The 21267-nt window shown below is 63.1% G+C and carries 18 protein-coding genes and 1 pseudogene; 11 read left to right on the top strand and 8 right to left on the bottom strand.

What is annotated here, in order from left to right:
- Window positions 1-3: 3 nt before the first annotated feature.
- The 4 genes from CD932_RS23225 to CD932_RS23210 form a co-directional block, all read right to left on the bottom strand.
- The gene (locus tag CD932_RS23225) at window positions 4-1131 is read right to left on the bottom strand and encodes an extracellular solute-binding protein (protein WP_094445352.1); all 1128 of its coding nucleotides are present in this window, start codon (window positions 1129-1131) and stop codon (window positions 4-6) included.
- On the bottom strand, window positions 1131-2543 hold the full coding sequence (locus CD932_RS23220; protein ID WP_176461117.1) for an aspartate aminotransferase family protein: 1413 nt from the start codon (window positions 2541-2543) through the stop codon (window positions 1131-1133). Before CD932_RS23220 ends, CD932_RS23225 begins: the two co-directional genes overlap by 1 nt.
- Window positions 2544-2619: 76 nt before the next feature.
- Complete coding sequence (locus CD932_RS23215; protein ID WP_094445168.1) at window positions 2620-3990, bottom strand: glutamine synthetase family protein; 1371 nt, start codon at window positions 3988-3990, stop codon at window positions 2620-2622.
- A 96-nt stretch (window positions 3991-4086) separates the two neighbouring features.
- Window positions 4087-4866 carry a gamma-glutamyl-gamma-aminobutyrate hydrolase family protein gene (locus tag CD932_RS23210; RefSeq protein ID WP_094445166.1) on the bottom strand — a complete coding sequence of 260 codons (780 nt, stop codon included), beginning with the start codon at window positions 4864-4866 and terminating at the stop codon, window positions 4087-4089.
- Window positions 4867-4971: 105 nt separating this feature from the next.
- Here CD932_RS23210 and CD932_RS23205 point away from each other — a divergent pair, with 105 nt between their 5' ends.
- A complete protein-coding gene (locus tag CD932_RS23205; RefSeq protein ID WP_094445351.1) occupies window positions 4972-6471 on the top strand; it encodes a PLP-dependent aminotransferase family protein in 1500 nt (499 codons plus the stop codon).
- Window positions 6472-6630: 159 nt separating this feature from the next.
- A complete protein-coding gene (gene speB, locus CD932_RS23200; RefSeq protein ID WP_094445165.1) occupies window positions 6631-7569 on the top strand; it encodes an agmatinase in 939 nt (312 codons plus the stop codon).
- On the opposite strand, the gene CD932_RS23195 is transcribed toward speB, so the two are convergent.
- Window positions 7564-9051, bottom strand: coding sequence for a PLP-dependent aminotransferase family protein (locus tag CD932_RS23195; protein ID WP_094445163.1), 1488 nt, complete (start codon window positions 9049-9051; stop codon window positions 7564-7566). The two genes, speB and CD932_RS23195, sit on opposite strands and share 6 nt — an antisense overlap.
- A gap of 120 nt (window positions 9052-9171) precedes the next feature.
- Between CD932_RS23195 and gabT the strand changes: the two genes are divergently transcribed.
- Genes gabT through CD932_RS29050 form a run of 3 tightly spaced genes read left to right on the top strand, consistent with a single transcriptional unit; the run spans window position 9172 to window position 12417 of the window.
- Window positions 9172-10440, top strand: coding sequence for a 4-aminobutyrate--2-oxoglutarate transaminase (gabT, locus tag CD932_RS23190; RefSeq protein WP_094445161.1), 1269 nt, complete (start codon window positions 9172-9174; stop codon window positions 10438-10440).
- A 9-nt stretch (window positions 10441-10449) separates the two neighbouring features.
- Complete coding sequence (locus CD932_RS23185; protein WP_094445160.1) at window positions 10450-11904, top strand: NAD-dependent succinate-semialdehyde dehydrogenase; 1455 nt, start codon at window positions 10450-10452, stop codon at window positions 11902-11904.
- Between the two features lie 48 nt (window positions 11905-11952).
- Window positions 11953-12417: a hypothetical protein gene (locus tag CD932_RS29050; RefSeq protein ID WP_176461106.1), complete on the top strand. Its 465-nt coding sequence runs from the start codon at window positions 11953-11955 to the stop codon at window positions 12415-12417.
- Window positions 12418-12490: 73 nt separating this feature from the next.
- On the opposite strand, the gene CD932_RS23175 is transcribed toward CD932_RS29050, so the two are convergent.
- A complete protein-coding gene (locus CD932_RS23175; protein ID WP_217907347.1) occupies window positions 12491-13420 on the bottom strand; it encodes a LysR family transcriptional regulator in 930 nt (309 codons plus the stop codon).
- Window positions 13421-13573: 153 nt separating this feature from the next.
- Here CD932_RS23175 and CD932_RS23170 point away from each other — a divergent pair, with 153 nt between their 5' ends.
- Both CD932_RS23170 and CD932_RS29560 read left to right on the top strand, forming a co-directional pair.
- Window positions 13574-14491 carry an aromatic alcohol reductase gene (locus tag CD932_RS23170; protein WP_094445159.1) on the top strand — a complete coding sequence of 306 codons (918 nt, stop codon included), beginning with the start codon at window positions 13574-13576 and terminating at the stop codon, window positions 14489-14491.
- 12 nt (window positions 14492-14503) lie between these two features.
- A pseudogene (locus CD932_RS29560) lies at window positions 14504-14620 on the top strand (IS6 family transposase); the annotation flags it as partial.
- Window positions 14621-14731: 111 nt separating this feature from the next.
- On the opposite strand, the gene ltrA reads toward CD932_RS29560, so the two are convergent.
- Window positions 14732-16201, bottom strand: coding sequence for a group II intron reverse transcriptase/maturase (ltrA, locus tag CD932_RS23160; RefSeq protein ID WP_254926744.1), 1470 nt, complete (start codon window positions 16199-16201; stop codon window positions 14732-14734).
- 392 nt (window positions 16202-16593) lie between these two features.
- Here ltrA and CD932_RS23155 point away from each other — a divergent pair, with 392 nt between their 5' ends.
- Genes CD932_RS23155 through CD932_RS23140 form a run of 4 tightly spaced genes read left to right on the top strand, consistent with a single transcriptional unit; the run spans window position 16594 to window position 19334 of the window.
- A complete protein-coding gene (locus tag CD932_RS23155; RefSeq protein ID WP_094445155.1) occupies window positions 16594-17322 on the top strand; it encodes a nucleotidyltransferase domain-containing protein in 729 nt (242 codons plus the stop codon).
- On the top strand, window positions 17319-18245 hold the full coding sequence (locus CD932_RS23150) for a TIGR04222 domain-containing membrane protein (protein WP_094445154.1): 927 nt from the start codon (window positions 17319-17321) through the stop codon (window positions 18243-18245). Before CD932_RS23155 ends, CD932_RS23150 begins: the two co-directional genes overlap by 4 nt.
- On the top strand, window positions 18235-19080 hold the full coding sequence (locus CD932_RS23145; protein WP_176461104.1) for a DUF692 family multinuclear iron-containing protein: 846 nt from the start codon (window positions 18235-18237) through the stop codon (window positions 19078-19080). Before CD932_RS23150 ends, CD932_RS23145 begins: the two co-directional genes overlap by 11 nt.
- The gene (locus CD932_RS23140; RefSeq protein ID WP_094445151.1) at window positions 19077-19334 is read left to right on the top strand and encodes a hypothetical protein; all 258 of its coding nucleotides are present in this window, start codon (window positions 19077-19079) and stop codon (window positions 19332-19334) included. Before CD932_RS23145 ends, CD932_RS23140 begins: the two co-directional genes overlap by 4 nt.
- Here CD932_RS23140 and CD932_RS23135 read toward each other — a convergent pair whose 3' ends face one another.
- On the bottom strand, window positions 19335-21194 hold the full coding sequence (locus tag CD932_RS23135; RefSeq protein WP_176461103.1) for a serine hydrolase: 1860 nt from the start codon (window positions 21192-21194) through the stop codon (window positions 19335-19337). It lies immediately after the preceding gene.
- Window positions 21195-21267 lie beyond the last annotated feature (73 nt).

The raw sequence follows: 21267 nt of genomic DNA, 5'->3' as shown, positions 1-21267 counted from the left end.
GCTCTAGAAGCCGGTCTTGAAGCGCGTGTAGGTGCGGCTGACCAGTCGCCTGATGGGCAAGGTGAACGCTTCCGGCACGATCAAGCGCTGCTTCTCGTCATCGCTCAAAAACAGGCTGGTATTGGCCGCCAATGCGGGATCGACATATTTGAACGACGCAAGGCTGGCGTTGGCATAGAACACCTTGTTGGTCAGGCTGGCCTGGACCTGGGGCCGGAGCACGTAATTCATCCACAGCAGCGCGTTATTCGGATGCGGGGCGTCCGCCGGAATGGCCATCGAGTCGAGCACGATGGTCGCCCCCCTGCTGGGCGGCAGCGCCTCGATCCGCACGCCGGCGCCGGCTGCCAGAGCGCGTTGGCGCGCGATGTTGATATCGCCTGACCAGCCCAGGGCAAGGCAGATCGAGCCGTTCGCCATGTCGTTGATGTAACCGGAGGCGCTAAACAAGGTAATGTAAGGCCGGATGTTTTTCAACAGCTGGCCTGCCGCCTGGTAATCGGCGGCCACGCTCGAAAAGGCCGGCTTTCCCGCATACACCATCGCCGCCGGCAGCACTTCCGAAGGCGAATCGAGCACCGATATCCCGCACGATTGCAGCCGCGCGGCATACCTGGGGTTGAACAGCAGTTCCCAGCTGTTGGCCGGCATCGGCAGCGGACCGAGCGCCGCCCTGACTTTATCGACATTGATGCCGATCGTGGTATAGCCCCACAACCAGATCACCAGATGGCGGTTGTCCGGATCGACCCTGGCCAGCTTGGCCTGCAATTGCGGATCGACATGGGCCAGATTCGGCAGTTTGGATTTATCCAGCTCGCGCAGCAGTCCAGCCTTCAATTGGAGCGACGCCCAGTTCAGCGAGGGCACCACGATGTCGTAGCCGGTGTTGCCGGCACTGAGCTTCGCGTTCAGGACCTCGTTGCTGTCATACACGTCGTAACGCACCTTGATCCCGGTTTCCCGCTCGAAGTTCCTGACGGTGTCGCTGGCGATGTAGTCGGACCAATTGTAAATATTGAGTACTTTCTCTTCCTGTGCCCACGCCGGCAGCGCCAGCCCGAGCGCAGCAACGGCGGCGGCGGCGGCCAGGCGCCGGCTACGCCGGGCTGTATAGTGAAGAGTCAACATCATAGCCAGCCACGCGCTTGCAGGTCGGCGTAGGTCAAGTCGAGGCAATGGCGTATCCGCCCTATCATCTCGTCGATCTGCGCGCAGTCCATCACCAGCGGTGGCGCGATGATCATGCGGTCGCCCACGGCGCGCATGATCATGCCGTTGTCGAACATGTGGCCGCGGCACACCATGCCCACCCCCAAGGCCGGGTCGAACGACTCGTCGTCGTGCACCACCTGCCCCTTGGCGCGCACCAGGTTCAGGCCTGCGACCAAACCGCAGCTGTCCGCATGGCCAACCAGCGGATGGCTGGCCAGCTCGGCAAACCGGCGTTTCAGATGGGGGGCGGTGACGCCGGCAACCTGCTGCAACAGCCCTTCGTCTTCAATGATACGAATGTTTTCGAGCGCGGCCGCGCACGCGACCGGGTGTCCGGAATACGTGAAACCATGGGCGAATTCGCCGCCACGCTCAATCAGCACCTCGGCCACGCGGTCGCCGACCAACACCCCGCCCATCGGCACATAACCGGAGGTAACCCCCTTGGCGAAGGTGATCAGGTCGGGCTTGATGCCAAACAGAGCCGATGAGAACCAGGCGCCGAGCCGGCCGAAGCCGCAGATGACTTCGTCCGCGATCAGCAACACGCCGTACTTGTCGCAGATGCGCTGGATCTCCGGCCAATAGGTGGCCGGCGGAATGATGACGCCGCCGGCGCCCTGCACCGGTTCGCCGATAAAGGCGGCCACCCGGTCGGCGCCGAGCGCCAGGATCTTCGCCTCCAGCCACGAGGCGGCCTCGATCCCGAAGGCGTCTTCGCTCATGCCGCGCCCGGACTCCAGATAGCTGGGCTGGCCGATATGGACGATCCCCGGTATCGGCGCGCCGCCCTGGGCGTGCATGCCGCTCATGCCGCTCAGCGATGCCGCAGCCACGGTGCTGCCGTGGTAGGCGTTGTCGCGGCTGATGATGATCTGGCGCTCGGGACAACCCAGCACTTCCCAGTAACGCCGCACCATCCGCACATTGGTGTCGTTCGCTTCGGAGCCCGAGCCGGTGAAATACACATGCTCGAAGCCCGGCGGCGAAATCTCGGCCAGTTTGGCGGCCAGCCGCGCCGCCGGCACATTGGTGGTGTTAAAGAAGCTGTTGTAAAAAGGCAGCGTCGCCATTTGCCGATGGACCGCGTCGGCGATGCTGGTCCGTCCATAGCCGACGTTGACGCACCATAGACCCGACATGCCGTCGAGCGTCTTGTTGCCGTTCGAATCCCACAGATAAATCCCCTCGCCGCGCACCATCACCCGCGCGCCGCTGGCGTTGAGGCTTTTGAAATCGGTGAACGGGTGCAGATAGTGCGCGGAATCCAACTTCTGGATGGCCGCCGTGTCCACTTGCTGGCCGCCGGCGCCGTCTGGATTGGTCATGGGAAAACTGTCGCGCGGTGCCAATGTTTGTGTTGTCATGCTTTCGCTCCAAAATAAAGTCAGCGTGGCGAGGTGCTCAAACGTGCAGCAACAAGTGCTCGCGTTCCCACGGACTGATGACGGTCATGAATTCCTGGTGTTCCAGGTCCTTGATGGCGGAATAGACATCGACAAAACGCTCCCCCAGCACGCCGCGCAGGGCGTCCTCGGCGCGCAGAGCGGCCAGCGCCTCCGGCAGGCCCTGCGGCAATTGGAATTCCAGATCGTAGGCGCTGCCGAGCATCATCGGCGCCGGCTCCAGTTGCTCGGTCATGCCCAGATAACCGCACGCCAGCGTGACCGCCAGCGCCAGGTAAGGATTGGCGTCGGCGCCGATGATGCGGTTCTCCACCCGGCGGTCCTGCATGCCCGATTCCGGCACGCGGAAGCCCACCGTGCGATTGTCCAGTCCCCATTGAATGTTGATCGGCGCGGCCGTATGGCGGACGATGCGCCGGTAGGAATTCACATACGGCGCCACGATCGCCATCGCCGACGGCATGTAGCGCTGCAGGCCGCCGATGTACTGCCTGAAAATCGGGGCGGCCGAACCGTCCGCATTGCTGAAGATGTTCAAGCCGGTCTTGGCATCGACCACGCTCTGGTGCACATGCATCGCCGAGCCCGGCTCGCCGGCCATGGGCTTGGCCATGAAGGTCGCATACATATCATGTTTCAGGGCCGCCTCGCGCAGCGTGCGCTTGAAATAAAACACCTTGTCGGCCAGTGCGAGCGGATCGCCGTGCAGGAAGTTGATCTCCATCTGGCCGGCGCCGATTTCATGAATGAGGGTGTCGACGTCCAGATTCATCAGTTCGCAGTAATCATAGATGTCCTCGAACAAGGGGTCGAACTCGTTGACCGCGTCGATGCTGTAGACCTGGCGGCTGGTCTCGGCCCGTCCGCTGCGGCCGATGGGCGGACGCAAGGGCAAGTCCGGATCGATATTTTTCGCCGTCAGGTAAAACTCCAGCTCCGGCGCCACCACCGGCCGCCAGCCCTTGTCCGCATACAGCTTGAGCACCCGCCGCAATACCGAGCGGGGTGCGAAATCGACCAACTGGCCGTCGGCGAAATAACAGTCGTGGATCACCTGCGCGGTGGGATCGGACGCCCATGGGACCATGGTGATGGTGCCGGGATCGGCCTTCAGTATCATGTCGCGGTCGGTGGTCGAAATCGCGCGATCGTAAGCGGAGTTGCCCTGCGGGTAATTCCCGGTGACCGTCATGCCCAGCACCGCCTCGGGAATGCGCATGCCGCGCTCCTGGGTAAATTTTCCACGCGGCAGAATCTTGCCACGCGCGACCCCGGTCAAGTCGGGAATCAGGCATTCGATCTCGGTGACGTGCTTCTCGTTGAGCCACAGATCCATGTCGGTATAACTGAAATTTTCACGTATTGCCATTTGCGTCTCTCATAGGATGTGGATAAGACCTGGTGTCGGCCGCCGGGTGTTCCAGCGCCGGATATCGGTGTAAACCGGCCGCGCTTGCCGCCGGCGTCAAGCCTGCGCGCCCCTTGCCTTGCCGCCCCCTCGCTCACGCTGGTAGCGCGCGCAAGCGTCGCCAAACGCGGCCAGGATTTTCTGCGATACCGGATCGTCGGCGAAGCGCCATTCCGGGTGCCATTGCACCGCCAGCACGAAGCTCGCGCCGCCTTTGAGACTGCACGCCTCGATCAAACCGTCATCGGCGCGCGCCTCCTCCTGCAGCGCGTCGGCCAGGCGGTCGATGCCTTGGCCATGCAGTGAATTCACGTCGAGGGTGGACTGGCCACCCAGCATCCTGGCCAGCATGCCGTCGGCGCTCAAGTGCACCCGGTGCACCGGCCGGTACTGCGCTTCCAGTGCGTCCGCCTCGTCTTCGCGATGGTCCATCATTGCGCTGACGCGATGCACGGCCTGGTGCAAGGTACCGCCGAGGGCCACGTTGAGCTCCTGAAAGCCGCGGCAAATCGCCAGCAACGGCATGCCGCGCGCCAGCGCCGCGCCGATCAGCGGCAAGGTGGTCGCGTCGCGCGCCGGATCGAGCTCCATGTCGGCGTCGCCCAACGGCTGCCCGTAGCGGTCCGGGTGCACATTCGATGGCGACCCACTCAACAGCACGCCGTGCACGGCGTCCAGCGCCGCGTCCAGATCGGCCCCGGCGGCCAGCGCCGGCAAGATCAGCGGCATGGCGCCGGCGCCGGTCGCCGCCTCGACGTATTTATGCTGCGCGCCATGCGTGGCGTGGCGGCCTTGCCGGTTCAGACAGGCGGAAACGAGGACGAGCGGTGTAGTCATTTTTATTTTGCTTCGTGACAAGGATGTGACATCATATGCAGAAGTTGGCCTCATTGTGAGTGCCACTTTGCAATAACTGATGGAACCACCTTGGAGCTCGCCGCCATGTCGCCAACCTCGGACCTACTTGCGCAAACCTTGTCCCAGGCCCAATTCCATCCACGTCTGCCGCAGCAACGTCGCCTCTACGAGGCCGCCAAGGCCGCGATCTATCAGCAGGTGTTGAAAGCGGACAGCAAGTTGCCGTCAAGCCGGGATCTCGCGCGTGATTTGGGCGTGGCCCGCAACACGGTGATCGCGGCGTTTGAACAATTGGCGGCGGAGGGCTATGTCAGGAGTGAACTGGGCAGCGGCACCTACGTGGCCGATCTGCAGGCGCACCGCGAACACATGGGCGGCCAGCGCGCGCTGGCGCCCCGCCACACGCAACACGGCGCGGACGCCTTGCTGTCGGCGCGCGGCGCCGAGCAGACCGCCTTCGCGGCAGGTCCGCGCTACGAAATCCAGCCGTTCGCGCCAGGCGACGCCGACTTTTCCTCGTTCCCAATCAAGTTGTGGTTGCGGCTGCAAAACCGGGTGTGGCGCGATGCGCGCGCCGATTTGCTCGACTACGGGCAATCGGGCGGCTATCTGCCGCTGCGCCAGGCGATCGTCGAATATTTGCGCCTGTCCCGCTCGGTAAATGTGACGGTCGATCAAGTGATGATCACCTCCGGCAACCAGCAATCGCTCGATCTGTGCGCACTATTGCTCGCCGACGCAGGCGACACCGCCTGGATCGAGGACCCCTGCTATTGGGCGGCGCGCCGGGTATTCCAGGCGCGCGATCTGAAGCTCCATGCCATTCCCGTCGACGGCGACGGCATGGCGCTGCGACCGGCAGACCTTGCCACCAATCCGCGGATCATCTACGTCACGCCGTCACACCAGTATCCGACCGGTGTCGTGATGAGCCTGGTGCGGCGGCGCGCGCTGATCGAAGTTGCCACGGCTAAAAGGGCGTGGGTGCTGGAAGACGACTACGACAGCGAATTCCGCTACACCGGGCGGCCGCTGGCGGCGCTGCAGGGTCTCGACACCAGTGACCGGGTGCTCTACATGGGGACCTTCTCGAAGGTCTTGTTTCCCGGTATCAAGGTCGCGTATCTGGTCGTCCCGCCGGCCCTGGCCGGCGGCTTTAAAGGCGCCCTTTATGATTTGCAACGTCCCGGACAATTGACGACCCAGGCGACCCTGGCCGATTTCATGGCGCTGGGCCATTTCACGACCCACATTCGGAAACTGAGGCAAACTTACGGCGCAAGGCGCGAGATGCTGCGCCGCACCTTGATGACGCATATGTCGGCGCACCTGCGCCAGCGCGTTGCCATTTCAACCGAGGAGTCGGGCTTGCATCTGGTGTTGGAATTGCCCGACAACGTAGACGATGTCGGCATCGCGGCACTCGCGGCCGAGTCGGGGATGCAGGTGCGCGCCCTATCGACCTATTATGTGCAGGCGCCGGCGCGCAGCGGCCTGCTGATCGGATACGCCTATGTGCCACCGGAGAAAATTCTCTATTACGCCAGATTGCTGGCCGCCGTCATCGCTACGGGAATCCGCTAGGACGGTGGCGCACGCCCAAAGTGGCTCCATCCATAATGGCATTGTGGACCTAGGCAGCACTACCACTTTCGGGCACTATTTCCGGAGCGTTATACCGTGCCACCAATGGCCGTCGCCGATGTCACGCGGGGCGCCATTTTTAATTTGAATCGAACCCGAATGCCCAACCACGACTTCGCCTACCGTTCCATGGGAACGTTTTTGAACGCGCCCGCAGTAAAGAGCGCGCCCTTCGGCCTCGCCGGCGTTAATTTTGATGGCGCGGTCAGCAACCGTCCGGGCGCACGCTTCGGACCACAATCGATTCGATTGGCCTCCCAGATGCTGTGCGACGCCATCCACCCTCTGTTTGACATCGCACCCCACGGCCAATTGTCCGACGTCGGCGATCTGTTGTTGCCGAACACCAGCATCGACGCCATGCGCGAAGCGCTGATGCCGCACGCCTGCGAACTATTGAGTCGGTATCACATGGTCTGGCTGGGCGGCGACCATTCAGTGACGCTGCCATTGCTGCGCGCCATGCACAAGCTGCATGGCCCGGTCGCATTGATCCATTTCGACGCGCACTGCGACACCTGGACCAGCCATTTTGGCGAATTATCGGGCCACGGCACGTGGGTCTACGAAGCGGTCCAGGAGGGGTTGCTGATACCCCAGGCAACGATTCAGGTCGGCATCCGCTCGTCCGGCGAGCGCGACGCCCGAGAATACGTCAATGATATCGGCGGTCGCATCTTTACCGCCCGCCAATTGCGCGGCCTGGAAAGCGCCAGCCAACTCGCCAGCGTGTTCGAGGAAATCCGCGCCCGCATGGCTGCAGCCGGCAATCCCCGCATCTATCTGTCGCTCGATATCGATTGTCTCGATCCCGCATTTGCCCCCGGAACCGGTACGCCCGAGCCCGGTGGCATGACATCGGCGCAGGTGCTCAGCTTCATCGAGGAGCTGGCGGACCTGAACTGGTGCGGCATGGATTGCGTTGAGGTCTCGCCGCCTTACGACCATGCGCAATTGACCGCGAATGTGGCAGCGACGCTGGTGTGGACCTATCTTTGTGGCCAGGCGGCGAAGCAGTCCCGCAAGGCGCCTTTATGATATATGCATCCTGATCGCCAGCGCCAGTTGCGCGAAGGCCGGCGCGATCCGCTCGGACGCCACACAGGCGTAACCAAGCACCAAACCCGGGCTCGCCCGCGCCGCGCGATAGTAGTAGCGCGACAGCGGACGCACCGCGATGCCCAGCGCCAGCGCGCTGCGCGCGACGGCTTCATCATCGCAGTGCGGCGGCAGGTGGAGCGTCAGGTGCAGGCCGGCGTCGCTGCCGGCGGCGCGTACACGATCATCGGGAAACTGACTGCGTATGGCCTGCTGCAGCAAGTCGAGACGGGCGCCGTAGAGCAGCCGCATGCGGCGGATATGGGCGTTGAAGTGACCCTCTTCGATGAACGCTGCCATGGTTGCCTGTAGCGGCATCTGGCCGGAACGATACAATTCCTCCATGCCGGTGACGAAGGCGGGCGCGAGCACTTCCGGCAGCACCATATACCCGAGCCGCAGGCCGGGGAACATGGTCTTGCTGAAGGTCCCCATGTACAGCACGCGCTGGTCGCGGTCCATGCCCTGCAGCGAGGCCAGTGGCCTGCCGCCATAGCGAAATTCGCTGTCATAATCGTCTTCGATGATCCAGCAGCCGTGTTGCCGGGCATATTCGAGCAGCATGCGACGGCGCGCCAGGCTCATCACCATCCCCAAGGGATACTGATGCGAAGGCGTGACGAAGATGAAGCGCGGCGGACGCTTGAGCTGGGCCGGTCGCGGGCAGATGCCTTCCGCGTCCAGGCCGATCGGGTGCACCTGCAGTCCCGAGACCAGCAGCAAATTGCGCGCCCCCCAGTAGCATGGATCCTCGACCCAGGCGGCGTCGCCAGGATCGCTGAGCAGGCGCATGCACAGATCGATCGACTGGTGGATGCCGCTCGTGATGACGATCTGCTCCGGTACGCAGTTCACCGAGCGCGACACCTTGAGATAGTTGGCCAGCGCCTCGCGCAGCGGCTGGCAACCGCCGCCGACGCCATAGGTCAGCGCGGACACCGGCGGATTGCGCCAAATCCGCGATTGCAGCGCACTCCAGGTTTTGTGGGGGAACTGGGTCACGTCCGGCACGCCAGGCACGAAGGCGCCCCACTGCTGCTGGGCGGCGCCGGCCTGGGCCACCAGGCTGCGGCCACGGCGCGACAGGGCGCTGCGGACGGTGGGCGGCGCCGGCTTGCGGGCGGCGCCGGCTTGCGGCGCGCCGAGCAGTTCAGGCACCGTGTCGGTGACATGCGTGCCGCCGCCGCCGCGCGTTTCCAGATAGCCTTCGGCCAGCAATTGCTCGTATCCAAACAACACCGTATTACGCGAGATGCCCAGCTGCGCAGCCAGATCGCGGCTCGACGGCAGGCGCGTGGCGGCCGGCAGCAAGCGTTCCAGGATGGCCTGGCGCAGCAACCTGTAAATCTGTTGATTACGCGGCAGACCCGCGCTTTTCTTCAATTGCAGCAGCAGGTAGTCGGCGACGATAAAGGAACGCATGGCCCAGTATAGCGCACGCCAGATCTTGGCACCATCTGGAAATTAATATTGGCACTATCAAATGGGACCAATGCAATCCACCATGGGCCTTCTCTTCAACTGTTCGCAACAAGGAAAAATATGGATTCGAATCTCGATTGGCAGCGGCGCAAGAACCAGAGCACCCCGCGCGGCGTGGGCGTGATGTGCGACTTCTACGCGCAACGTGCGCGCAACGCCGAGCTGTGGGATATCGAGGGAAGACGCTATATCGATTTTGGGGCCGGCATCGCTGTCCTCAACACGGGGCACAGCCATCCGAAAATCCTGGCGGCGGTGAGCGAGCAGCTGCAGCGCTTCAGCCACACCGCCTACCAGATCGTGCCCTACGGCTCCTACGTGGCGCTGGCCGAAAAGATCAATCAACTCACGCCGGGCCAGCACGCAAAAAAAACCGCCTTCTTCAGCACCGGCGCCGAAGCGGTGGAAAACGCCATCAAGATCGCACGCGCCGCCACCGGCCGCGCCGGCGTGATCGCCTTCAGCGGCGCCTTCCATGGGCGCACCATGATGGGCATGGCGTTGACCGGCAAGGTCGCCCCCTACAAGGCCGGCTTCGGCCCCTTCCCCGCCGAGGTATACCATGTGCCGTTCCCAAGCGCCTTGCAAGGCGTATCGGTGGCGCAGTCGCTGGCGGCCTTGCATACCCTGTTCAAGGCCGACATCGAAGCGCAGCGAGTCGCCGCCATCATCATCGAGCCGGTGCAAGGCGAGGGTGGATTCTACATCGCACCGCCCGAATTCATGCGTGCCCTGCGCGCGCTGTGTGACAGCCATGGCATTGTGCTGATCGCCGACGAGATACAGACTGGTTTCGCTCGCACCGGCAAGCTGTTCGCCATGGAGCACTACGACATCGTGCCAGACTTGATAACCATGGCAAAGAGCCTGGCCGGTGGCCTGCCGCTGTCGGCGGTGTGTGGCCGCGCCGAGATCATGGATGCGCCCGGCCCGGGCGGGCTGGGCGGCACCTACGGCGGCAATCCGCTGGCGGTGGCGGCCGCGCATGCGGTGCTGGACGTGATCGAAGAAGAACAGCTGTGTGCGCGCGCGGTTGTGATCGCGCAGCGCCTGACGGCGCGCCTGAACGCGGCCCGCGCCGTGGTCCCGCAAATCGCCGAAGTGCGCGGCCTGGGCGCCATGCTGGCAGTCGAGTTCCGAGATCCCGCTACCGGCGCGCCGGACCCGGCATTCACCAAAAAAGTGCAGGCCCAGGCGCTGCAGCGGGGCTTGCTCTTGCTCACCTGCGGCCCCGAGGGACAAGTGATCCGTTTCCTGTGCCCGCTGACGATAGAAGACGCGGTGCTCGACGAAGCGCTCGACATACTCGACCTCGCCCTGCGCGCTTAAGGAGCTCCCATGTTGAACTTGAACGATCCGGCGCTGCTGCGTCAGCAAGCCTATCTCGACGGCCAATGGTGCGACGCCGACAGCGGCGCCACGCTGGCCGTGACCAATCCCGCCACCGGCGAACAACTGGGCACCGTACCGCTGATGGGCGCCACTGAAACCGGGCGCGCGATCGCCGCCGCCAACGCGGCCTGGCCGGCCTGGCGCAAAAAGACGGGCAAGGAGCGCGCCGCCATCCTGCGCAAATGGAACGACCTGATACTGGAAAACATGGAAGACCTGGCGCTGCTGATGACGGCCGAGCAAGGCAAGCCGCTGGCCGAATCGCGCGGCGAAGTGGCCTACGGCGCTTCCTTCATCGAGTGGTTCGGCGAAGAGGCCAAGCGCGTGTCGGGCGAAACGCTGGCATCCCCCTGGCCCGACCGGCGCCTGCTGGTCACCAGGGAGCCGATCGGCGTGTGCGCCGCCATCACGCCATGGAATTTCCCGATCGCGATGATCACCCGCAAGGCCGGTCCGGCGCTGGCGGCCGGCTGCCCGATGGTGCTGAAACCGGCCGAATCGACACCGTTCTGCGCGCTGGCGTTGGCGCTCTTGGCCGAGCGGGCCGGCGTGCCGCCCGGGGTGTTCAGCGTGATCACAGGCAACCCGAAAGACATCGGCGCCGAGCTGACGTCCAATGCCACCGTCCGCAAGCTGACCTTTACCGGCTCCACCGCAGTGGGCCGCTTGCTGATGCAGCAAAGCGCACCCACCATCAAAAAACTGTCGCTGGAACTGGGCGGCAATGCGCCGTTTATCGTATTCGACGACGCCGACCTGGACGCGGCCGTGGCCGGCGCGCTCGCTTCCAAATACCGCAACTCCGGCCAGACCTGCGTTTGCGCCAACCGCATCTATGTGCAGGACGCAGTTTATGAACAATTCGCCGAGAAACTGGTGGCCGAGGTCGCCAAACTCAAAGTCGGCAACGGCGTCGAGCCAGGCGTCACGCAAGGGCCGCTGATCGACGAGGCGGCAGTGCAAAAGGTCGAGCAGCACGTGGCCGACGCGCTGGCCAAGGGCGGCCGTTTGCTGGCCGGCGGCAAGCGCCACGCGTTGGGCCACAGCTTTTTCGAGCCGACCGTGATCGCCGACGTCAGCGCCGACATGATCGTGGCCGGCGAAGAAACCTTCGGACCGCTGGCGCCGCTATTGCGCTTCAACACTGACGAGGAAGCCTTGGCGCTGGCCAATAGCACCGAATTCGGCCTGGCGGCGTATTTTTATTCGCGCGACATCGGCCGCATCTGGCGCGTGGCAGAAGGACTCGAAAGCGGCATGGTGGGCGTCAACACGGGGCTCATTTCGAATGAAATTGCCCCATTCGGCGGCGTAAAGCAATCGGGCCTGGGCCGGGAAGGATCGCGCCATGGGCTCGATGACTATCTGGTCATTAAATATATCTGCCTGGGCGGACTTTAATTAAAACCCAAACAGCCGCTGCCCCCGACCGGTAGCGGCGGTGGCGTGATGTCCACCGGCTACGTGCCACCGGCTACGTCGCCTCATGCACCGCCAAGCGAGAGCGCCCTGCCGGGAGCACCATCGTTCAAGGGCTGCAATGCGCTCAAGAAGACGATCGATCCCACGCGCGTACCGATCAAGGAAAAGGAAAGCTATCGATGGCTGGAGAATTTGAGACAGTCAACCGAGCTTTTCTCCACCCCTGAGCGTTGCGTGCATATTGGCGACCGGGAAATTGATCTCCTCGATTGCCTGTTAAAAGACAGCAAGAGATCGCGCGTTCAGTTGCCGCCTTCCCGCTATCTTGAAAAAATTGCGCAACCGGGCGGGTACCTCGCAAGCGACAACGACCACCGGGAAACATCGTCATGTGGCGTGCGAAAGATATGGGTAATCGAAAGCTTCGTACCACCGTCTGGACCAGGGCGTGCAGAACTTGATGCCATTGAGCGTGATGGACGATCGCAGTGACGTCGGCTGATAGAAATACCAGTGCTTGTATGTCGAAGATGCCGAATCCACGCTGCATTTGTTCGTGCCGGCGCTACTCCCGCTGCAATGGTGCGAGCGCCACCGATTGCAGGGTGTGCAAACGGACGGCGATCCATTCGACGAACGCCCGAACCGTGTGCGGAAGATGGCGATCCTGGGGATAGATGACCGATAGCGGCACGACGGGACTTGCGTACTGCGGCAGGACATTGATCAGGCATCCGCTGGCAAGGTGCGGGGACGCGAGGTAGTCGGCAATGCGAACCAGACCCAGCCCTTCGAGACCGCAGGTGACATATGCATCGGTATCGTTGACGGTTAAGCTGGCATTCACTGAGACAGCATGGTCGGCGCCATCAACGATGAAGTGCCAATCAGTTGCACGTCCGGTTCTTCCTGTTTGAAACGCGACGAGGCGATGCCGGTCGAGGTCGGACAGCGCGCCGGGGACGCCGTGCCGCGCTAGATAGGTCGGCGCGGCGCACGTGACCCAAGCAAAGCTGCCGACCCGCCGCGCGACCAGAACGGCGGACGAGGCGGGCACGCCAGCGCGTACTACGCAGTCGACGCCCTCTGCTATCAGGTCAATGGGACGGTCGCCTAGCGTTAGAACCAGAGAAATGTCCGGATAGTTAAGCTGGAAATCCTGCATAGCGGGAAGCACAATGGCGCGCGCAAACGAAGCCGGCATGTCAATGCGCAACGTGCCTTGCGCATTCACGGTGCTGCCGGACAGCGCGGAAGCAATACTATCAATTTCACCCAGGACCAGTTGGCAGTGGTCGTAATACAGGCTGCCATTGGGCGTCACATGCAGCGCACGCGTCGTGCGCTGCACTAATGTAGCGCCCAGTGCCGATTCCAGGCTCTGGATTGCCCGACTGACCGTTGAACGTGGTTCCGACAAGGCCTTTGCTGCACCGGCAAAACTCTGTGCTTCCACAACCCGCGAAAAAATTTGCATCATCCGGATACGGTCCAAGCGGTACTCCCCAATGCTGTCGTTGCCATCATTATCCCATTTTTCGCAATTCTAAAGTCAAGGTTAACCAGCTTACAAAGGGCCTTGGGATTTTTTACACTCTGTTGTTGCTGATGATTATTTCAGTTTTGCGAATTTACAGAGGAAACAACAATGACAGAGCAAAAGAGTATTCTGGTGCTAGGCGCCGGTGAATTGGGTTTGGCGGTGCTGCGCCAGCTTGCACCACGGGTAAAACCTGGAACGGTAACAGTTCTGGTGTCGCCGCAGTCGCTGCACGAGCCAAGCGCAGCGCAGCAACAGACGGCAGATGAGCTAAATGCGATGAACGTTCGTATGGTCGCATTCGACCTGGCGGCAGCGACCGAAGAGGCACTGAGCGCGCAGCTGCGCCAATTCCACACCGTGATCAACTGCACCGGCTTCGTGGCGGGGCCAGGCACCCAGATGAAGCTAACGCGCGCGGCACTGGCGGCGGGCGTTCTCCGCTACTTCCCGTGGCAATTCGGCGTCGATTACGACGTCGTCGGCAAAGGTAGCGGCCAGCCGGTTTTCGACGAACAGCATGAGGTGCGTCTGCTGCTGCGCGGGCAGGCCAAAACTGAATGGGTGATTGTGTCGACAGGGATGTTTACCAGCTTCCTGTTCGAGCCAGCAACCGGTCTTGTCGACTTCGATGCGGGTATCGTGCGCGGCCTCGGAAGCTGGGAGACGCAAATAACCGTGACGACACCCGAGGACATTGGTACACTGACCACGGCGATCTTGCTGGAAGAACCCCGAATCGTGAATCGAGTCGTGTACGTCGCCAGCGACACGGTCTCGTACGGCCAACTGGCGGACATCGTTGACTCTGTGACGGGCCGCCGGTTCGAGCGCCAGTTGCTTACGCCTGAGATGCTGGCCGCCGCGTGCGCCGAGCATCCGGACGATGGCATGGCACGCTACCGTCTCGCATTCAGTCGCGGCGATGGCATGTGGTGGGACAAGTCCACCACGTACAATGCTCAACGCGCTATCCGGACCACCGACATCAATACCTGGCTGGGATCGCGCCGCTCGCGGCAGTAAACCGGGAAAGGGATGCACTTTCGTATCGATGTGATCCTGGTTTGCCTCCGCTGGTATGTGGTTTATCCGCTGAACTACCGCCATCTGGAAGAGATAATGGAGGAGCGCGGCGTGTCGATAGACCATTCGTCGATCAAATTCTGTCTTTAAGATACATTAAGATTCTGGTCGCGGTAGGGACAGAAGTCTCCTCCTGCCCCCCGCACAGATCCCTGCGAGCGGCACTACCGCACAAGGCTCCTACCTTGGGTGTGTGACGCGAAACCGTTCACTTGGATACGGATGAGTATTACGATAAGGTGGGATGTAGCGCTTCACTAACCGATTGAAACGCTCCCAAGACAGGCAATGTCGTTGGCTGCGACGCATTAATGTGTGCCGCCACGTTCGACAAATTTCCGTGCGAAAGCTGCATAGACGATGCGAGTTTCCGGGTACTGCGAAGTAGTTGAAATAGCCCTGCACGACCCGACCAAGCCATTTTCCAACAGCAGGTACATCATCGTGCATTCTTTTCCTCAACTCCGCCCGGATTGCTTTTAGCGTTGCCCGCATTCGCTTCTTCACCGTCACACGCAGGATCGCAAACCAGCCTTGGCGGGTCTTCCCGCAACAGTGCGTGAAGCCCAGAAAGTCGAATGTTTCCGGCTTTCCTTCCCCCCGCAGCTTGCGCTGCTCCTGAGCATGGCGTCCGAATTCAATGAGTCGCGTCTTGTCTGGATGGAGCGCCAGTCCGAATTTCGCCATGCGTTCCCGCAGTGCGGCCAGAAACTGCCCGGCATCGTCCTTTCGCTCGAACCCGACCACACTGTCATCGGCATACCGGACGATGATGATCCGTCCTGTCGCGTGTCGTTTTCTCCACTGATGCGCCCATAAATCGAGCACATAGTGGAGATAGATATTGGAAAGCAGCGGTGAAATCACCGCCCCTTGCGGACAGCCCTGCAAGGATTCGATACGCCTTCCATCCTCGATCACGCCCGCCTTGAGCCATTTGCCAATCAGCCGAAGTAGGCGCTGGTCAGCAATCCGATGCCCCAGAAATTGCATCATCCACTTGTGGTCGATGGTGTCAAAGAACGCCCGTATGTCCGCGTCCAGTATCCAGTTCACCCGATGGCTCTTGATCCCGACATCAAGCGCATCGAGCGCATCGTGCTGGCTGCGCCCCTGTCGGAATCCGTATGAGAATCCAAGAAATTCCTCTTCATAGATCGCGTTCAAGACCTTAACCACGGCCTGTTGCACGACCTTGTCCTCCAGTGCTGCAATTCCCAGCGGCCGCAACCTGCCGTCCGCCTTCGGGATGTACACGCGCCGCGAGGCTTGCGCACGATAGGCACCGGAATGTATTTCCCGATGCAATTCATGCACCCGTGTGTAAAGTAATTCCTCGTATTCTCCCCACGTCACTCCATCTACGCCTGCCGCCGCGTTCCGCTTCAGATCATAGAAACTTTCCACCAATAACGATGGCGTTACATGGTGGCGGAGTGCTGTGAATTTCATCCGCCCGCCCTTCTTGGCGGCTTCCCGTACGCGCTCAAGTCCCATCAACGCATTTTCCCGACTCTGAGTCCGGCATGCGGGAGGCTCTTGCGCGTTTCCCTCGGTTGCACCCCTTCCCTCCACCGTCTCCGCAGGCTTCCCCTTGTTCGACGGCTTCTTCGGTACTATGGGCATATCCGACTTCTCAACAGCGTCGATGGCGGCATTACGGCCACTGGCCTTTTCCACCCCGTCCGGCAACTTCCCGGGCACTGTTGAGATCTCCCAGCTTCTGTGCAGATTGCTTCCCGACATGCGCAGGTTCTCCGACCGCGCGGGATCAGAACATGACTTGCGATTGTCGCCATGCTCCATATTGCCTTCCGAGACAGTCAACGTCGTCGGCATCCCGATTCCTTGATTTCGCGGCTCAATGGCTGGCCTGTCGGTGTCCCCTGTCAACGCTTCGCCACACGCCTCACGACGTGTAACGCATGACTCGGGGTCAGAGTGATTCGCCATATCTTCCCTGTATTGAACTTTCATCAACTACAATCTGCCAGCTTATGCTGGCGCACTGACTATTCAGCCCCCTCGTGAAAGAAGACCCCATGCAGCCATCCTTGCCCGCCGAGATAGAACGCCATCTGGCCTTGTTTGTCGCCGCCGCGCAAAGCGCCTTCGGCGCCGACCTGCAAGCGGCGGTGCTGTTCGGCTCTGCCGCCGACGGCCAGTTGCGCGCCACCTCCGACGTCAACCTGTTGCTGCTGCTGCGGCGCTTTGCGCCGCAATCGGCCGATGCGCTGCGCGCGCCCTTGCGCCTGGCGCACGCCGCCATCGAGCTGCAGGTGATGTTTTTGCTGGAAACCGAACTGGCGCAGGCGGCCGACGCCTTTGCCGTCAAGTTCGCCGATATCGTCGCGCGCCACCGCGTGCTGCTCGGTAGTGATCCCTTCGCCAGCCTGCATGCCAGCCGCGAGGCGGTGCTGCGGCGCCTGCGCCAGGTGCTGCTGAACCAGCAGCTGCGCATGCGCGAACGCTATCTGCTGCTGAGCCTGAACGAAGAACAGCTGGCCGGCGCCATCGCCGACGCGGCCGGGCCGCTGCGCTCGGCCGCCGCCTCGCTGGCGCAGCTCGATGGCCAGGCGCCGCTGGCGGGCAAGCAGGCCCTCGAAGCGTTTGTCGAGCGGCTCGGCGAGCCTGCGCTGCACGCGGCCTTGCAGCACATGTCGCTGGCGCGTGAAACGGCGCGCCTGGCGCCAGGGCTTGCCCTGCCTGCCTTTATTGGCCTGATGACGATTACGGAACAACTGCGCAAGCATGCGGAGCAGCTGCGGTGACCGGCGCCAATCCCTTCTACTGGAGCGGCCCCTGGTTTCTCGCGGCCTATCTGGTGTTCGCACTGTTGGTGTACTACGGCGTGCGCGAGCTGCTGATACGCCGGGAATTGCGCAATCCGCATGCGCAACTGGCCCTGGCAGACGATCCTTACCGCATCGCTTTTCTGCGCGGCGGCGCCCTGGAAGCGGTGAAAATCGCCGCCATCGTGCTGGTTGACCGCGGCCTCTTGCACGCCGATGGCCCGCTGCTGGAGACGAGCAGTGCCGACAGCCTGCGCTACGCCAGTCACGAGATCGAACGCGACGTGCTGCGGCTCTACCTGGGCCGCCAGGGCCACAGCCGTGAACTGGCGGTGCGGGCCGAGGCCTTCCCTTCCTGTAACGACTATCGGCAAACCCTGACGGATCAGGAACTGCTGGTCGGCCCGCCGCTCTTGCGCCGCCGCGAGCGCATCACCTGGGTCGCGCATTACCTGTTGCTGACGGTGGCCTGTGCGAAGGCCATCATCGCCATCAGCAATCGCCATTACAACCTGCTGTTCCTGGCGATATTGACGGCGGTGTTCCTGCTGATGCTGCGCGGCTTGCGCACGCAGGCGAGCAGCTGGGGCGCACGGCGCCTGCTGACCGATTTGCGCGTGCTGTTCGGCCGTCTGAACCTGCGTTCGGCGCGCCTGATCCCCGGCGCCAGCACGGCGGACATGGCGCTGCTTGCGGCCATTTTTGGCGTATCCGCCTTGCCGCTATCGGTGTATGCGTATGTGGAGGAAATGTACCCTGTGCCGCAGCCAGTGAACAATCCGGGCAGCGACAGTTCTTCCAGCAGCTCCGGTGATTCCTCTTCCGGCAGCGATAGCGGCGGCGGTTCCTCGTGCGGCAGCGGCTGCGGCGGCTGCGGTGGCGGCGGCGGCTGTGGAAGTTAAGAGGGATCGCGTCGGCCTGGGCTGGCGCGGCGAACTGGCGGCCGGCATTCTGTCCAACCTGGCGCACATCGACGTGCTGGAAGTGATCGCCGACGATTATTACCGCACCAGTCGCGCCAGCCTCGGCGCACTGCAAAGCCTGGCGCGCCAGGTGAGCGTCAGCCTGCACGGCGTGGGCATGGGCCTGGCCTCGACCATCCCCGCCGAGCCTCGCCGGCTGCAGGCGATGGCGCGGCTGATGCGGCAGGTGGCGGCCGAGTCGTGGTCCGAGCACCTCTCTTTCGTGCGCGCCGGCGGCGTCGAGATCGGCCACCTGGCCGCACCGCCGCGCACGCCGGCCAGCGTGGCCGGCACCGTGGCCAATATCGCGCTGGCCACGCGCATCGTCGGCAGCGCGCCGCTGATGGAAAATATCGCCACCCTGCTCAACCCGCCCGCCAGCACCCTGGACGAAGCCGACTGGCTGGCGCGGATTATCGAAGGCGCGCCAGTGCCGCTGCTGCTCGACCTGCATAATCTGTATGCGAACGCGGTCAACAGCGGCCAGGACCCGCAGGCCATGCTGCTGCGCCTGCCCTTGGCCAGTGTGGGCGCCGTGCACTTGAGTGGCGGCCACTGGATGGACGAACCTGGCGGCGCGGGCCGGCGCCTGCTGGACGACCATCTGCACGATGTGCCGCCGGAGGTCTTCGAACTATTGACCCAGCTGGCGCGCCAGGCGCCGCAGCCGCTGACGGTGATCGTTGAACGCGACGGCAATTATCCGTCGTTCGACCATGTGCTGGGTCAGCTGGCACTGGCGCGCGCCGCCTTGCGCGCAGGCAGACACGCGTGAGTTCCCCGGTGCTCGAAGCCTACCTGGCTTTGCTGTACACCGACGAGGCCAAGCGCCACGCCTTTTTGCAGGCGCCGCAAGCGCAGGCGCTGCAGCATGGCTTGTCGCCGCAGGAAGCCCTGGCGCTCGCGGCGATCGACCGTATCGGCCTCGTGATGGCCGCCGCCAGTTTCCGGCACAAGCGCGCGGCACATGCCCGCCATGCAAAACCACGGCAAAGCTGGTGGCGCCGGCTGATGGAACGCTGGCACTGATTAGAGCTGCCACATGCGCAGCGGCAGCAGCCCCCACCAGGCCAGCACCAGCAGCAGTTGCAGCGCCGCCAGCAACGGTATCGCGTCCAGCTTTTCCACCGTGCCGGTGCCGCGCATGCGCCAGCAGCGCGCCAGGCCAAAGGCGATTGCCAGCGGCAGCGCGCCCGTAACGATGGCCGCCAGCACGCTGGCGAAGGTTACGTCACCCAAGCGCATGAATGATTGAAAGTAAAACAACGGCAGCGGCAGCAGCAGCGCCAGCAGGGACAGCAAGGGCGCGAACAGATGATCCTTGCGATGCAGCTTGCGGCCAGCGGCGCGCCACAGCCCGACTACCAGCACATACAGCAAACCAGCCACGCCCAGCGCCAGGCTGCCCCACAGCACCAGCATGCGCAGCATCGAGACGCGCTCATAGCTGTGCAGGCCGTCGCTGAGCACATGGCGGCCATCGGTCTGCAGCAGCACATGCGAGGGCGCGCTGCGGTCGCTGGCGCGAAACAAAAAGCCGCCCACCGGTTCGAGCTCCTTCGGTTCACCCTGGAACGGAATCAGGAACAGCGAATCGCCATCCCATTTCACGCGCACGAAACCGAACACCGCGTCCAGCCAGGCCATGCTGGCCATCGGGCTGGGCGCCGGCACGTACACGCCCTGGAAGTTTTCCACCGTCGGCGCGGGCAGGCCATGCGCGGCGGGCGGGCGCAGCGGCAACTCGAGGTCGCGCATCAACAGGCGGTTGAAGCGTTCGTAGTCGGCGTCTTCCGCATCGGTATTGAAACCGATGAAAAACGCGCTTTTCTGTTCAGGGTAAATGCACAGCATGGCGCGAAAGCCGGCGCTGGTGCCGGGATGGCATACTCCCACCACATTGTGGCGGTCGCGCGTGGCCAGCGCCAGGCCGTGGCCTGCGTCGAGTCCCGCCTGCGACGCTTCGGTGCCAGATGGGTGCGACAGCATCCGCATCAGCGCCGGCGTGATGAAAGGTTTTCCCCGCGCGCTGCCGTCCCCCATCAGCAATTGCGCCAGCCTGGCCATGTCCTGCGCGGTGGTGGTCAATTGGCCGGCCGGGCGCAAATACATGGGAATGGCCGCATGGGTGACGCCATGCTCGAAGTGGCCCATGGCCAGGCGTGCGTCCGCTCTGGCGCCGGTTTGCGTAACAAAGGCAAAAGTGCTGTCCTGCATGCCCAGCGGCCCCAGCACCTGCGCGTCCAGATAGCGCTCGTAGGGCTGGCCCGTGACTTTTTCGATCACCATGCCCAGGATGCCATAGCCCATGTTGGAATAGACATAGCGGCTGCCCGGGCGGTCGCGCACGCGCAGCAGCTTGCCGCTGCCATGGAAGGCCTCTGCCAGCGGCGTGTCGGCGGCGGCCTTGCTGCTGAAGGCCTGCCAGAAGTGCACATTATCGAGCCCCGAGGTATGGTCGAGCAAATGGCGGATGCGCACCGGATCGCTACCGTTCCAGGCATTGCCGAGCTTGAGTTCGGGCAGCACCTGCGCCAGCGGCGTATCGAGCGCCAGCTTGTTTTCCGTCACCAGGCGCAGCACGCCCAATGCCACGCCGACCTTGGCCAGCGAGCCCACTTGCACCTTGTTATCGGCCCGCATGGCCGCCTTGCTGGCGGCATTGGCCAGGCCAGCGGCGCCCGTGCTGACGGCGCCATCGTCGCGCACTTCGCTCCACACGGCGCCGCTCAAGCCTTCTTCCCTCAGGCTGGCGCCGATATCGCCGGCCAGGGTGTCGCCTGCAGCGTTTGCCGTGTGCGCCACAGCGCACAGCAGCAGTAACAGCGGCGCCCCGCAACTGCGGCGCAGACGGCGCCCGATGGCTGTCAATGGTTCTTTGTAACGCAATGGTGACTCCTCTTTCTTTGCATGGCGTACGCCCTTGCGCATGGCGGCTTGCTACAATTAATACCTTTGCAAG

This window comes from Janthinobacterium sp. PC23-8 (genome assembly GCF_002250505.1).
Classification (GTDB): domain Bacteria; phylum Pseudomonadota; class Gammaproteobacteria; order Burkholderiales; family Burkholderiaceae_D; genus Janthinobacterium.
Note: the sequence above shows the minus strand (reverse complement) of the source record. Positions and strands in the feature narration are given on the sequence as shown.